Annotated in this window: 11 protein-coding genes; 2 read left to right on the top strand and 9 right to left on the bottom strand. The window is 44.4% G+C overall.

Going from position 1 to position 14,454, the window contains the following annotated elements; all coding sequences use genetic code 11:
• Positions 1-42 precede the first annotated feature (42 nt).
• From LZ23_RS17220 to LZ23_RS17200, 5 genes are all read right to left on the bottom strand, one after another.
• Positions 43-627, bottom strand: coding sequence for a flavodoxin family protein (locus tag LZ23_RS17220; protein WP_052507482.1), 585 nt, complete (start codon positions 625-627; stop codon positions 43-45).
• Entirely contained in the window at positions 614-808 is a 195-nt protein-coding gene (locus LZ23_RS17215) for a hypothetical protein (protein WP_045216207.1), read from the bottom strand. Before LZ23_RS17215 ends, LZ23_RS17220 begins: the two co-directional genes overlap by 14 nt.
• 96 nt (positions 809-904) lie before the next feature.
• On the bottom strand, positions 905-1,999 hold the full coding sequence (locus LZ23_RS17210) for a glycosyltransferase (protein WP_052507481.1): 1,095 nt from the start codon (positions 1,997-1,999) through the stop codon (positions 905-907).
• On the bottom strand, positions 1,953-2,585 hold the full coding sequence (locus LZ23_RS17205) for an MBL fold metallo-hydrolase (RefSeq protein ID WP_198146036.1): 633 nt from the start codon (positions 2,583-2,585) through the stop codon (positions 1,953-1,955). The genes LZ23_RS17210 and LZ23_RS17205 overlap by 47 nt, the downstream gene beginning before the upstream one ends.
• Before the next feature lie 98 nt (positions 2,586-2,683).
• Entirely contained in the window at positions 2,684-3,193 is a 510-nt protein-coding gene (locus LZ23_RS17200) for a nitroreductase family protein (RefSeq protein WP_045216206.1), read from the bottom strand.
• A gap of 660 nt (positions 3,194-3,853) precedes the next feature.
• Between LZ23_RS17200 and LZ23_RS17195 the strand changes: the two genes are divergently transcribed.
• Both LZ23_RS17195 and LZ23_RS17190 read left to right on the top strand, forming a co-directional pair.
• On the top strand, positions 3,854-6,244 hold the full coding sequence (locus LZ23_RS17195; RefSeq protein WP_052507480.1) for a GGDEF domain-containing protein: 2,391 nt from the start codon (positions 3,854-3,856) through the stop codon (positions 6,242-6,244).
• A 229-nt stretch (positions 6,245-6,473) separates the two neighbouring features.
• Positions 6,474-6,905, top strand: a complete 432-nt coding sequence (locus LZ23_RS17190) for an acyl-CoA thioesterase (protein WP_045216202.1) — start codon at positions 6,474-6,476, stop codon at positions 6,903-6,905.
• Between the two features lie 973 nt (positions 6,906-7,878).
• On the opposite strand, the gene LZ23_RS17180 is transcribed toward LZ23_RS17190, so the two are convergent.
• The 4 genes from LZ23_RS17180 to LZ23_RS17160 all read right to left on the bottom strand — a co-directional run bounded on the left by LZ23_RS17180 (position 7,879) and on the right by LZ23_RS17160 (position 14,453).
• Entirely contained in the window at positions 7,879-8,358 is a 480-nt protein-coding gene (locus LZ23_RS17180; protein WP_052507479.1) for a DUF192 domain-containing protein, read from the bottom strand.
• Positions 8,359-8,363: 5 nt separating this feature from the next.
• Positions 8,364-9,356: a galactose-1-phosphate uridylyltransferase gene (galT, locus tag LZ23_RS17175; protein WP_045216198.1), complete on the bottom strand. Its 993-nt coding sequence runs from the start codon at positions 9,354-9,356 to the stop codon at positions 8,364-8,366.
• Positions 9,357-9,928: 572 nt separating this feature from the next.
• On the bottom strand, positions 9,929-12,313 hold the full coding sequence (locus tag LZ23_RS17165) for a sucrose synthase (RefSeq protein ID WP_045216195.1): 2,385 nt from the start codon (positions 12,311-12,313) through the stop codon (positions 9,929-9,931).
• The gene (locus LZ23_RS17160) at positions 12,303-14,453 is read right to left on the bottom strand and encodes an HAD-IIB family hydrolase (RefSeq protein ID WP_157493306.1); all 2,151 of its coding nucleotides are present in this window, start codon (positions 14,451-14,453) and stop codon (positions 12,303-12,305) included. Before LZ23_RS17160 ends, LZ23_RS17165 begins: the two co-directional genes overlap by 11 nt.
• Position 14,454: the final 1 nt, after the last annotated feature.

The following is a 14,454-nucleotide window of genomic DNA, read 5'->3' as shown; positions in this document are numbered from 1 at the left end:
TGTAATACGAAATTTCAAAGGAATACAGTATATTACCTGGTATTATCCCCCTTCCATATACTGCCCGGCAAAACGGCTGATTTGTGTCCGACCCGCCTCATCCCTGACAAGGTCGTCCTTCAAGTCAATTCCACGCAGACAAAGATCATAAACCTCATAGTAAAAAGGCTCGAGAAAATACTTGAGTGTCAGCAGACTCCCTGAAAAAAGCAGATCCCCTTTTTTACGTCCGGCCAGCAGCACACACAAAGCTTTTCTGTCAAACCTTGATGATTTTGTTTTCATCCACCGCTCGTAATAACTCTGGGAGCGGTCTATAAGCGCTTTAAACCCGGCCGGGAGATGATAAAAGAATATGGGGGAACATAAACATAACAAACCGGCATGATCAATTTTGCGCAAAACTGTTCTGCAGTCATCAGAGGAATCCAGAATACAGGCAAAATCCTGTCTAAGGGCACATTGGTGACAGCCGATACATGGACGAACCTTGTAGTCACGCAAAAACAACAGCTCTGATTCCAGTTCCAGGTCTTCAGCCAGCTTATGCAGGATTCGGGCTGCATAATCGCTATTGCCATCTTTTCTAGGGCTGCAGCCAAGAACAAGGACATCAGTCTTTGACATAGATATTCTTCCTGCGAACAAAATCAGCCTCAAGGTGATCGTTTTTTTCAATAATACTTAGTTTCCATTCTGGATGAATATGCAAAACATTTTCTAATTGTTGCCGGGCATCCTTCAAAGCCAGAATTTTGATATTGTCACCTTTGGAAAAACGGAGGTGCCAACCTACCTCCAGCCCCAAACCTCAACATTTGCTGCGCAGATCAAGCCATACTGCTTCTTTGTTCATTTCTTCTCCATTGAGGGTCATTTTTAGTTAAAATATAAAAAAATAATCTCAAGCCTGCTCATATATCTTTGTATAATCTTCAACCATTCTTGATACATTAAAATTGTCAAGAGCAACCTGTCTTGCCCTGCGAGCCATGGCCTTTGCCTGAGCAGGATGCTTGAGCAGTTTTGCAGCCTGACTTGCTAATTCCTCATAGTCTCCCGGCCTGACAAGAATCCCAGTCTGATCATGCCTGATCTGTTCGCTAATGCCACCCACAGCAAATGCCACTACCGGCAACTTGCTCATCATTGCTTCCAGCACCACAAGGGGATGGTTGTCAGCCATAGATGGATAAACCAGAACATCTGCCTGCTGCATTATGCCACGAACAGCTTCATTGGGCAGGTAGGGAAGTTCTAAAACATCTCCGGACTTATTGGCTTGCCGGTTGCCGATAAAAAGAGCTCTGGCTTCTGGCACTTTCTTCTTAATCCTGCTCCAGATGCTCAACCACTTGTCACCACTTTTATAACCGGCGTCAGTACCGCCATGCGCCACAAAAAGAACAATTCGTCCACAAAAGTTATGCAGAACATTCATGGCCTGCTCTTCTGTAACATCCGGTTTAACGCCATTGGGAACAATATGAACAGTCTGCCCTGGAAAGGCCTGCCGGGCCATCTTTCCCAGCCATTCTGAAGGACTGATCAATACTGGATTAATAGTTGCCACTAAATGGCGAATATCCTCACATGTTCTGCTGGAACCATGGTAGCCTCTGTGACACTCCGGACAGCCATGTTTCCATTTTGTACATTCCAGGGGATAAGTACATCCACCCGTTAAAAGGGTGACATCATGCAGGGTAATGTACGGCCTGATATTATTTTTATGACATTTCTCAAGGGTTGCAGCCCAGCTCAAGGTCGAATGAATGTGGAGAAGGTCCGAATCTGTAAAAGTCGGACCTGTTTTTGCGCCGATCCTGGCATCTATTTCACCTTGAAGACGACTGTCCCAGCCTTTTTGTACCAGTCCCTGATTGATCAGTTCGGCAATCTTGGCTGTACCGCCCTGATTAATGAAAATAGTATGCTGCTGAACCCGTATGTCAGATAATTTTTGATTCATGAAAAAACGGGTTATGCAGCTTTTCATCCAGCACCCTGCTTTCAGGACCGTGTCCGGAATAAATTACTGTATTGTCGGGCAAAGTGAATATTTTGTTACTGGCTGATTCCTTCAGGGTCTGGGCATTACCACCAGGAAAATCAGTTCTCCCCACAGACCTGTAAAAAATCAGATCACCAACAAATACCGCGTCTACATCAGGAAAATAAAAAGACACACTGCCAGGTGTATGCCCTGGAGTCCACAAAATACGGCAATTCACGCCGAGAAATTCTTTATCACCCTCCTGCAGATCCTGAAAAGAAAATGACGGTGTTTTGGGGAAGCCCATAAAACCTCCTCCCCCAACTTCTGTATCAAGGAGATATCTGTCTTTTTCAGGCGCAGAGACTGGAGCATTTGTCTCAGAAACCAGGGCAGCATTGCCTTGAATATGATCAAAATGCAGATGAGTGTTAAGAATATGCACAAGCTTTAATCCATTCTCATGCAAGTAGGCAACAAGAGACAAGGGATCCCCCCCGGGATCTATGGCAATGGCTTCAGCTTTATTATGCAGCAGGTAACAGTTTGTTTCCAAAGCTCCTAAACAAAATTTTCTAATCTCAATCATAAATATTCCTTAAATTCCTATTTTTTTACATATCATTCTAAATGGGGATATCCAGTTATATGTCGGCTTGACTAAGTTCATCCAGGGTGAGATCCTCATCATACAAGGGGCTCAATCATCAGTTCAGACAACTCTTTTCTCCTGGAGGATCCCGGAGCAGCAGGATGACCCAAGGCCACAACCGCCATTAATTCAAGCTCTTCCGGGTCAGTACCCAATACTTTGTGCACCTGCGGCTCCTGATTAATAATCTCTCCCAGCCAGACACCTCCGAGACCCAGGGCATGAATGGCTAAGAGCATATTTTCTACACAGGCACCTGCACCCTGACAATCCTTTTCATGATGATACTTGGCATTTTTACTTAAAAACACCGCAATCAATACCTGACAGCCCCTAACAATATGTGCGTACTTGGTATATTTCTCCAACTCCGCCTTCCTCTTATCATCTGGCATGATTACCAGAAATCGCCAGGGTTGATTGTTTAAACCACTTGGCGCCCACCGGCCGGCCTCAAGAACCTTGACTATGTCTTCATGCGCAACTAACTGGTCAGTAAATTTCCTGACACTTCTTCTGCTGCGAATCAGATCAAGCATATCCATAATTCTCCTCCATTTTTATCATTGCTGAATACATGTCGCTGTAATGCTATGATAAACAGCTATTATTTTAAGTTTTCAGGAACGACCAACGCTTCCCATGCAAAAAACTGGACAGTCATTCAGGCTTTATATATAAATAACAGTTAAACCATTTTCAGTAACTTCATAGAAAATTCGTAATAGTTTAGCCTTTTTCTAAGGAAAGCAGGGGACAGGCACCCCAGCCCTTGTTTTTTGTTGATGTAAAACACAGACTTAATAAAACAAGGGCTGGGAGAGCAAGTCCCCCTCCGGGCTGTATGCCTCCGGGCAGGAAGCCGTGCCACATGCAAATGGCTAAACTGTTACGAAAATTCCCCTCTTATCCGTTTATTATATGTAACGGGAACCGGAATGAGGATGAAGCTAAAAATAGTCACATGTTATGAGCTAAACCTATATAGCTTAATAACCCAATTTTCAACAGCAAAGCAAGCATTTGACATTTTTTGAAAACATCTTTTTGTTGGATTTATTAAAACTGCTGTAACAGTTTAGACCTTCGCATGCGTTACGGGGTCTGGATCTTCAGATACCCACCTGTCTCATGAATGTGAGGTTTTCAAAAAATATTAAATTCTTCCGCAACAAACCAGTCACATAAAAGAGACTATCATCACTATGCAAACAGTTCTCGACAAAAGCGATCTCATCAGGTTTGAATCCACTCTAAAAAACTCCCTTTCACAGCTGTTTACTTTTTCAACCTACAGCCTGTATTTTCCCCGTGAAATACCCGAAGCCATGCAGAACGGTTCCGATACTGTGCCTGTCATTGAAAAAGACAGGATCCTCCTTCCTCTTGTCATGCATGGGGATGTGCTGGGTATTTTCCTTGCCAAGGGTACAAAAAACCAGGAATTAAAAGTGCTCAAACCTTATCTGTCCACCATTACCGGTATTACTCTTGAAAAACTTGTTCTGCGCAAGCAATGCGTCAATGACTCCTTGACCGGTCTCTACAATAATGACTACTTTTGCTCCCTTGTGGAAAAAGAAGTTCAGGCTGTATTGGCCAGCATTACCCCTGGACCGGGAGCATCCATGGATAATGGGCCAGACCGCCACAGTGCTTCTTTTTGTGTAATGATCTTTAATATTGACTACTTCAGACGCATCAACAGCACGTATGGCTTTGCCTTTGGTGATAAAATTCTGCAGAAGCTTGCCAAGAAAATATCAAGCTTAATACCCGAGCAAGCTATTTCAGCCAGACTTGGAAATGACACTTTTGCAGTTTTCTGGCCCCAGACTTCTCAAAAAAAATGTATTGATCTTACAGATACAATCCGCTGCAAGGTGGGAGAACTGATATTTGAATACGATGTTTCCGGAGAGAAGTTAAACATTTCCCTGAGTGCAGGTTCATCTTTTTTTCCTCAGGATATCAGAGGAGCTCAATTTAGAAAAAGCCCGTATGAACTGAGCAGGATAATTATTCACAAGGCCACTCAGGCCATGGAAATGGCTAAGGAAAATGGCAGAAACCGGGCTTATTCCTTTGGAAAACTGCTGTCCAATGGTGGCTCAGTTATCGAAAACCTCCCTTTAGACAGACTGGTTGTCAATCTGGGCAGACATGTAGATGCTGCAGAAGGTCAGAAATTCATGGTCTGGTCAGGGAAGTTCAATGGCCACTCCAAAGTCCAGCCTGAATCGGGCAAGTCATCCATGGGGCATTACCCGCCAATCCACAAGGGCGAAATAACCATTTTGGAAGTTCAGGACAGAATTTCCATAGCTGAATTGCTATACCTGAATGATCCTACCTGGAAAATTGAGCCTGGTGACAAGCTTAGTCTGCTGCAGGATAAAGACAGTCTCCTGGAAAAAGAAGGCATAAGCGGACACGATGACCCTCAAAAGGATATCCTTACCGGACTTTATTCATATAGAAACTTCATTTCCCTGTGGACCAGGCAACGTAACGATGCGGAACAGTTTTCCATGTTCATGCTTAAAATTCAGGACATGTACAATAATGAACCTGAAAATGGCATTGAAGGAGAAAAACTCATCCAGACCATTGTCTATTCCATGAAAAGTATCTTTTCCCAGGATCTGCTCGGAGGAAGGTACAGTGCAACATGCCTGATATTTTATCTGTCCCGTCATACCCCTGACCAGGCAAAAGATGCCTTGACAGAATTTTGCACTAAAATGCGTGATGAGCATGAAATTACACTGCAAGCAGGTATTTCTTTTTTTCCCTGCTTAAGCTATTCTAAAATGGATACACTGGAAAACTGCCGCAAAGCCCTGGCCCACGCCGCATTGACCCAGTTTCCCCATATTGCAGTTTTTAACAGCCTTACCCTCACAGTCAGTGCAGACCAGTTATTCACCCAGGGCGATAATTTCGCAGCCATGGAAGAGTATAAACTGGCCCTGAATGCCGACGAATCCAATATTCTGGCCCGCAACTCCCTTGCAATATGCTATGCAAGGCTGGGTAAAATGGATCTGGCCAGAAAACACTTTTTGGAGATAACAGCGCTTGACGACTCCAATCTCATGGCAATTTATAATTTCGCATGTGTGTGTCTTAAGCAGATGGATATAAAAGAAGCGCAAGCAGCCTTTGAAAAATGTCTGCTAATTGATGACGAGCACGCTTTCAGCCTGTTCAGGCTTGGCCAGATTGCTGAAAACTCTGGTCAGCTGGATGTAGCGGACGAGTTCTATAACAAGGCCAGAAACACCCCTGAAGGCGAACCCCTGGCCCCAAGACATCTGGCAAGGCTGGCCTGGAAAAAGGAAGACAAGGAAAAGGCAAGAGAATTATTGCATCAGGCTCTGATCAACAATCCAAGAGATGCTTTTTCTCTGAACCTTATGGCCAGAATCTACTTAGAAAGCGGAGACGATCCTCAAATTGCTGAATCCCTGACAAGACAGAGTGTTGTCTTAAGACCCGATGTATCTAATTTCTGGCTGGACCTTGCTGAAACCCTCAAGGCCCAGGATAAGCATGATCAGGCCGCCAGGGCCAAGGCCAGAGCATACGGTTGACCCTTTACGCATTAGAAAGTGAGGCAAATCTAAAGGTTGATGTAACACCGCTCTGGCATATTTAGAGCACAGCACGGTGTAATACCATCCCTCATTAAGGTATGGTTGGCGGATATTTTTTTTAGCATATCAGCATATCTTACGGGGGAGACCAGGTATCTCACCAATTTTATTAACTTTATTTATTTCAACCAGGAACCAGAAACTTTGAACTCTCAAGTAAAACTATATGCAAGAAGAAAAAACTCATCAGATTAAAATTCAAGTCCAGCCTTCAGACATCGATGAACTGGGGCATGTGAACAATATCATCTACCTGCGCTGGGTTCAGGACGTAGCCGTTGCCCACTGGCAAGCCCTGACTACACCTGAAGAACAGAAAAAAACAATGTGGGTGGTGTTAAGACATGAAATTGATTACAAATCACCTGCAATGCAGGATGAAGAAATTATTGTCAAAACCTGGATAGGAAAAGCTAAACGGCTGAGCTTTGAGCGTAATACAGAGATAATACGTGCTCACGATGAAAAATTACTGGCCAGAGCCAGAACATTGTGGTGTCCGGTCAACCCTGAAACAGGCAGACCACAAAGATTGGAACCAAAGATACGTGATCTTTTTTCTTCCTCACCAGATCAGGAGCATAGTTCCCATCATTGATGGAAGCGCTTCACCAGGCGACCCCGGGCCAAAACTTTGAGTAACTTATACCATCGTTCCAAGGCTCCCGCCTGAGAACAAAAAAAACTGGATTCCGGCTTTCGCCGGAATGACGATAAAGAGTAATAGTTTGCTTTAATCGTCACCCCGGACTCGATCGGCGGTCCATTTTTTTGTAGCTTTCAAGTAACTACAATCGTTTTGCTAATAAAATCAGAGTATTATGGTTTTACAGTACAGATTGCTTCGGTCGCTTAGGCTCACTTGTGGGTGACAGGTTTTGAGCAACTACATTCCTGACAGCTCAGGTGTCATTGCGAGCGAGTCTTTGAGCGCGGCAATCTCTAACGCGCTAAGACTGATTTTTATTTACTCACACGTTCGGTCCCGGTCCCCCCGGGTGAAGAGCTTACAAGCAACTACAATCGTTTTGCTAATAAAATCAGATGTTTACAGTTTTCACATTTTTACGTTTTTTGCTTATGATTGATGCACATTTGCCAGAAAAGTTCCGTCAAAGATGAGAGCTTTACGCCTGGCACAGCTTCCTGTCCGGAGGCTTACAGCCCGGAGGGGGACTGTCCCTCGCTGTGAAAATTCTATCATTAAAGCAAATTTCTGCCAGGAACCAATGGAGTATCAATGGAGTATCAATCTTTTTTATAGTACCTCGCGGGGACTGTCCCAATTTTCAAATATGGGACCGTTCTTCAAGGTGGAGGCGGCTTCCAGCCGCCTGGAATTAAATAGCCTGCAGGATGCAGGCTCCACTTTAAAGACAGTTACTCGCAGGTTCGGTCCCGGGCCGCCCCAGGGGAACAAATATGTGACAGTTCTTCAAGGTGGAGGCGGCTTCCAGCCGCCTGGAATTAAATAGCCTGCAGGATGCAGGCTCCACTTTAAAGACAGTTACCCGCAAGTTCGGTCTCGGCCCCACCGGGTGAAGAGCTACTAAGTAAGTCTAAGCTATTACTCATCTTTCAGGAAGATTGTTAAACCTGTCACCCGGACTGGCCACAACCTGTTCAAACCAGCCCTGATTAACTTCCACAGCAAAAGCAGCCATACCTTGAGAGTAGTGCAGTTCCCTGCTCATTGGTTCCATATCCTCTATATTAAGAATCACTCCGCTTTCATCAAGAAATGTCACAGACAGTGGAATATAGGTGTTATGCATCCACATGGCAGTAGTCCGAGGTGGCTCAAAAACAAAAAGCATGCCATGATTCCAGGGAAGTTCTGTGCGGTACATGAGCCCTTGTCCAGTGTAAGCCTGAGTGGCGACCTCTACGGTTAGATCATGCCCATTGATGCTGATGGTTGTCCTTGGCAGACAGTCTGGAGTAAAGAGCATGAAAGGCTTGTCCGCGTGAACAGGAAGCACAAAGACAGTCAGCCCCAGGAGCAAACAGGCAAAATAGAAAGTATATTTCAGTCTATAATGAATGCCCATTAAAGTCATCCTCGCAAAAATTCGGCATCAATCTCAGGCAAAGATGGATTAATACACATTCCTGATCCTATTTCAAACCCGGCCCTGGTAGTCAGCCTGGGTACAATACGCAGGTACCAGTGAAGTTGGGGTTCGTTATTTTTATACCGAGTGCATGAGTTGAGTGCAAAGTTATAATCTGGGTTATTAAGGCGATTACTCATCTTTTTCATGACAACTTCAAGACATTCAGCAAGACTTACTTTTTCCACTTCAGAAATATCATTGAAATCTGCACTGTGCTTTTTGGGAACGATCCACAGCTCGCAAGGCACTTCAGCTGCAAAAGGAACAAAAATTACAAAATTTTGATTTTGAAAGATCACCCTTTTAGCCTCGTTTATCTCAAACTCAATTATGTCACACATGGCGCAACGACCATACTCATCAAAATAACGCTGCTCCTCTCGCTCTCTTTCCCTGATAAATCTGGGAACAACAGCCGACGCAACTACCTGAGAGTGGGGGTGATACAGGGAAGCGCCTGCTGATTCGCCATAATTTTTAAAAAGCATGATAAGCATAATATTTGGATCCTGAGCCAACATGGAGTAGCAGTGGTGGTAACTTTCCACGACCACCACCAAGTCTTCCCGGTCCATAATGGATAACTGAAGATCATGTCTGGGAGATTCAAGTATGACCAGATGGGAACCATAGCCATTTCCGCTTAAGTATGGTCCGCTTAAGTTTCTACTGTGTCTGCCGTTAACGGTCAGGGCTGGATACTTATTGTACACAGCCCTGGTCGCCCAGGTTGCCTTGTCCTTACTCCTGACCTCATACGCAATCTTAGAGAGCTTTTGCTCATTTCCGGGACAAAAGGGGCACTCAGAGTCATACTCCTGCAAATTTGACGGCTTGAGATCACGTACAAAGTCCATTGGGCGTCTGCGCCTGGAAGGCGAAAAAATCACCCACTCTCCAGTCAGCCTGTTCTGTCTGAATTGACTATCCATATTTTCTTGCTTGAAAGTTCAATGTTTTTGGTTCTTCGTTCTTGGTTCGTCGTTCTTCGTTCTTCGTTCCTGGTTGTAAGCACCTCACCAGGGTGACCGGGTCCGAACCTGGGAGTAACTTTAAGAGTCTGCCACTTTTTTGGAAATTGGGACAGTCCCCGCGAGGTACTATAAAAAAGATTGATGCTGCATTGGTTCCTGGAAGAAATATGCTTCAGTGGAAAAATTTACACAGCGAGGGACAGCCTCCCTCCGGGCTGTAAGCCTCCGGGCAGGAAGCTGTGCCAGGCGCAAAATTCCCATCTTTGACGGAACTTTTCTGGCAATTGAGAATCAATCATATGTAAAAATGTGAAACCTGTAACCGGCTGATTTAATTTCCAAAAATCGCTACCAGGCTCCAGCATGGGAGCGATAAAAAATCCAATCCCTTCACCCTTCTCCTCCCCCCTTCAGCCTTCAGCCTTCAGCCTCCCCCCTTTAACCTTCAGCCTTCAGCCTTATATCTTCAGCCTTCAGTCTTCAGCCTCCCCCCTTCAGCCTCCCCCCTTCAGCCTTATACCTAATGCCTTTCATTGAGAAAGACTGCGCATCTTAAGTGAGTAAAACATTTCAAGATAACGTCTTGACTCTTCTCTTTCAAGGTTGGACACATATTTCCAGAATCCGTAAATTCTGGAAAAAGAAAGAAGTTTCTGAGCATAAAGTCTCCAATTATATTCTTCATCAACCCTTTTAATACCACTGCCGGAAATTTCCTCCCAGTATGACGTTTCCTGCCGGCACTTTTCGAAAAAGGCCACCAGCATTTCTGAAACTTTTTCCCCATGGGTTGGATCAATATGAAAACCTGAAACCTCATGCTCAATAATTTCTAATGGTCCGCCAAAAATAGTTGCAAATGTCGGCAGCCCTGAACTCATGGCCTCTACCACAGTCAGCCCGAAGGCTTCAAATAGAGCCGGCTGTACAAAAACTCCTCTGGAATCAGCCACATATCTGTAGAGCTCACCTGTGAGGTTCTTGTCTAACCTTGATCCGAGCCAGCGCACCTGACTTCCCAGCCCATATTCATCAAAAAGGCCATGCATTTCGTCAATGCAGGCACGCTCTTCTTCATCCTTGGATTCATCCTTGTTTATGTAGCCAGCCACCACCACTAAATTGGCCAGTTCCCGTAATTTCTCATTTTGAGCGTACCAGCGCACTAAGCTGGGCAGGTTCTTGATCTTGTCCAACCTGGCCATGGTAAAAATGACTGGTTTATCCCGATCCTTTAGACTTCCCCTGGCAAAATCGCTTTCAGAGCCGTAAATAAATTCTTCCAGCTCCTCGTGCAGTTCTGTCAGCCTCCTGTCTTTATCATAGTAAGGAAAATATACGTTTTCATCAGCGCCTGGAGAAACAACATTAAATTTGGGATCGAAAACATCAATCCCCTTGAGCACCCTGTAAAGTTCAGGCATGGTAAACGACTGATATGTTTCATACTGGCCAACACTTTCTTCAGTGCCTGCAATCTCCTGATATGTGCTGGTAATGATGAAATCCGCAGTATTCATGGAAATCAGATCTGCAGTGAATTGACTGGAAAATCTATACTGAGTTTCATTGTGCTTCCAGTACTGGGAAGAGAAAAGGTATTTGGATTTTTCTAATGCATGGGCAATATTGCACTGGGTAATCTTAAGCTTTTTGGACATGAGAGATGCCACAAGGTTGCCATCGGAATAATTGCCTATTATGAGATCCGGTCTGCCAGCCAGTTCTCCCTGGACCTCATTGGTGGCATCTAAGGCAAATCTCTCCAGAAATGGCCATACATGAAACCTGGAAATCCAGTGCTGGACAATTTCTCCGTTGGGATAGCGAAAAGGCACGCGCAGAATCTTGGCATTTCGAGTCCCCACAATATCTTCCAGACGCTGGTTACAGGTAGTTTCACCACTTTCAGGAATCAGCCTGGATAAAACAATAATTTGAGGTTCTATATCCAGTCCCTGCTCCTTAATTTGCACATACATCTCTTTTTCCAGAGCACGGACCTGATCAAGAATATAAACTATCTGTCCGCCGGTATCAGGCATGCCCAACACATTGGACTGTCCGAAATATCCGTGCGGAGAAACAATAACCAGCTTAAAAAGCATGGGAATCCTGCTTAAAAATTTTGCCAGGATTGTGGGGGTTGGAGCTTCCAGGATTTCCAACAGCAGCTCAAGATTTTCAATGATGATATCGTTCTTCCTTCCCCATCCTGGTTCAAATCCCAAAACTTTCAAATCTCTGGCAACATCATCCCAGGTGACATTCTTCCCCTTTTTCTTCAGAAATCTCACTGCCTTGCGCAGTGAGGTCCTGAGTTCTGCAGGTGAATCAATTCTATCGTTAAGCATCAGGGTACACCCCTCGCACTGATGCAGCCTTAAAAAATCATAAAGTCTCTCGTGACCCATTTTGTTGGGCTGAAAAAAACGCCCTGACAGATGCCTGTTTAAAAATTCCACGCCTTTTCCTATGTAGGAAGAGTCTTTGAGCCGAGGAAAATCGCGGTTAAATGGTTCAAGATCGATCTCCAGCAGAAAATCATCAGTAGACGCGCTGTTATTTACCTGCATTTCTTCGAAGCGCAGGTAGTCCTGAACCTCGATTTCATCAAAAAGAACATCATCTACATGAAAACGAAAATACTGCCATGTACCAACCTGGGGTCTGACAGAAAGATAGACCCAGGGGTTGGATATGCAGGCCACCTGAGTACTTCTGAAAATGTCAAAAACCAACTCTTCCTGACAGGCCTCGTTTTCATCATCCTTAAAAAAATCTTCAATGATATCTTGTAGTTCAGAACGAAGCAAAAATACCTTTTCTTTTTTTATCAGCTCACGCAAAAAAAGATAGGCTGCTTTCCTGATCTCAGGAGAATCCAAGTCCACCTGGCCACTTTTAATCAACATTATTTTCCTCCAAAAATCCGTAATAGTTCATGCCCTCAATAATTCCAGCTGCATATTTGTCTGTAGCAAAGTAAATGGTCGGGGTTTCAGGAAGATTCTTGAGCTCAGAGCTGTAGTTGCCCACAACAACACTCAAGGTGCTTCCAGAAAGCATTTCCCGATCATTACCGGAATCACCCGAAACCAGGACATTCTTAAAATCAACTCCCCATTTCATGCATATATACCTGATGGCCAGCCCCTTTGAAGCCCTGAGCGGCAGAAAGTCAAGAAATTTGCCGTGAGAATGGATTATCTTTGCATGCAGATCATTACGACGCATAAGTTTGCGAATCTGACGAATACCTGAAAACTCAGAAGGATCAAAATTATAGCTGAGCTTGAACTGACGCTGGTTTTCATCGGCCTGCAGCTCAACCCCGGATATTTCTTTCATCACTTCCCTGATTTTTTCAGGCCTCCAGCGATAATTTATGTGTTTACTCCATCCATGATCTCGCAGAATATTGGGACCGTAATATATCTCACTGCCCACTGCGCAAATGAGAATTTCCGGCAATGGGACCTTTTCCTGCTCAAGAATATTTATGGTGCTTTCTAATGTTCTGCCTGTAGCAACCCCGAACACAAGCTTCTCCCTATGCTTGTGCATATATTTTAAAAGTTTTTTTAGAGCTTTTCTGTCACCAAGCAGAGTATTGTCTATATCAGTGATAAAAACTTTTTCTGAAACCGGAAGCTTGCTCTTGATGATGGGCAGTCTGGGCTTGGGTTCAACCACTGGAGATATCATGCTGGATATTTCTCTAATATAGCGCACAGCATGGGTATCCCATGAATAATGAGACTTTACGCCTTTAATACCTGAAGTGGAAGCTGCCCTCCATTTCTGCTTGTCTTCAATAAATTGTTCTATGGCTTTACCCATTGCTTCAGCATCAACAGGGTCTATGAGAATGCCATTATGACAGTTGGCCACAATATCCCTTGGTCCGCCATCATCAGTAGCCACAAGAGGAAGACCGCTCGCCGCAGCCTCAATCAGGGTCAAACCAAAAGGCTCGGTCAGAGCTGGATTAACAAACACCCCCTTGGTCCTGGCAGCCAGACGATAAAGTTCAGGTACGTCATCAGCCATGTGAGTTTTGGGATAAGCTGCAATGCCATAGAGATCATACTTGTCGATATCAAGTAAAATATTAACCAGAACCTTTTTGGAGCCACTGTCCATTTTTCTGATATCATTCCTGTTACCTGCAATGATCACGAGGTTGGCTTCATCCCTGAGCTTCTGGCTTTGGGCAAAAGCATGGATTAGAGTGTTTATGTTTTTACGTTCATCTGGACGCGACAAAGCAAGAACCACAGGCTTATTGGGCTTTTCAAGAAACCTGTCCAGATCATGTGCAATGGCAGGCCTTTTTTGACCCCTTTTGTACGGAAAAAACCTGTCCAAATCCACTCCCGGAGGTATTACTCTCATCCTTTTGGGGTGGTAGTTGTCATACTCTTTATATTGATCCTCCCGCTCCTGATTAGTACTGGTCACTATAAGAGATGCATTGCCCAGGGCCATCTCTTCTGCTTCAATTCTCGCGGACATATTATATCTTGATTCAATAGACTCAGCAGAACGCCCTTTGTCTAAGAGTTTCTGTTTTTTGATCATGCCAAGAGAATGACCGGTAAAAACAAGAGGTACGCCGAGATGCTGGGCCAGTCTGGCTCCTGCCAGTCCGGCATCAGCATAGTGCCCATGAATAAGATCAGGAACCATTCTCACCCTTCTGAAATATTGCAGAACTCTGTCGGTAAATTCGTCAAGGTACGGCCACAAAACTTCTTTGCGCAAATACCTTTTTGGGCCAAAGGGAACCCTGATGATATTGGCTTTATCACTGATCTTTTCAATGGTTTTGCCATAACTCTCATCTACCTTGGGATCAATAATGCTTCTCGTAATAAGATCTACTCTCTTGATTTCAGGTCGTTTACCAAGTGCTCTGGCAAGTTCTACAACGTATTTTACCTGTCCTCCGGTATCTGAATCACGACCAAGCTCCATGTCCTGCCCGCGAACAAGGCCGTGAATGCTCAAGTGCACAAGATACAGGTCTTTCTTATTTTTTTTCTTCACCATT

Source organism: Desulfonatronovibrio magnus, from assembly GCF_000934755.1.
GTDB lineage: Bacteria > Desulfobacterota > Desulfovibrionia > Desulfovibrionales > Desulfonatronovibrionaceae > Desulfonatronovibrio > Desulfonatronovibrio magnus.
The sequence above is the reverse complement of the archived record's forward strand: the minus strand, read 5'-3'. Positions and strand labels throughout refer to the sequence as shown.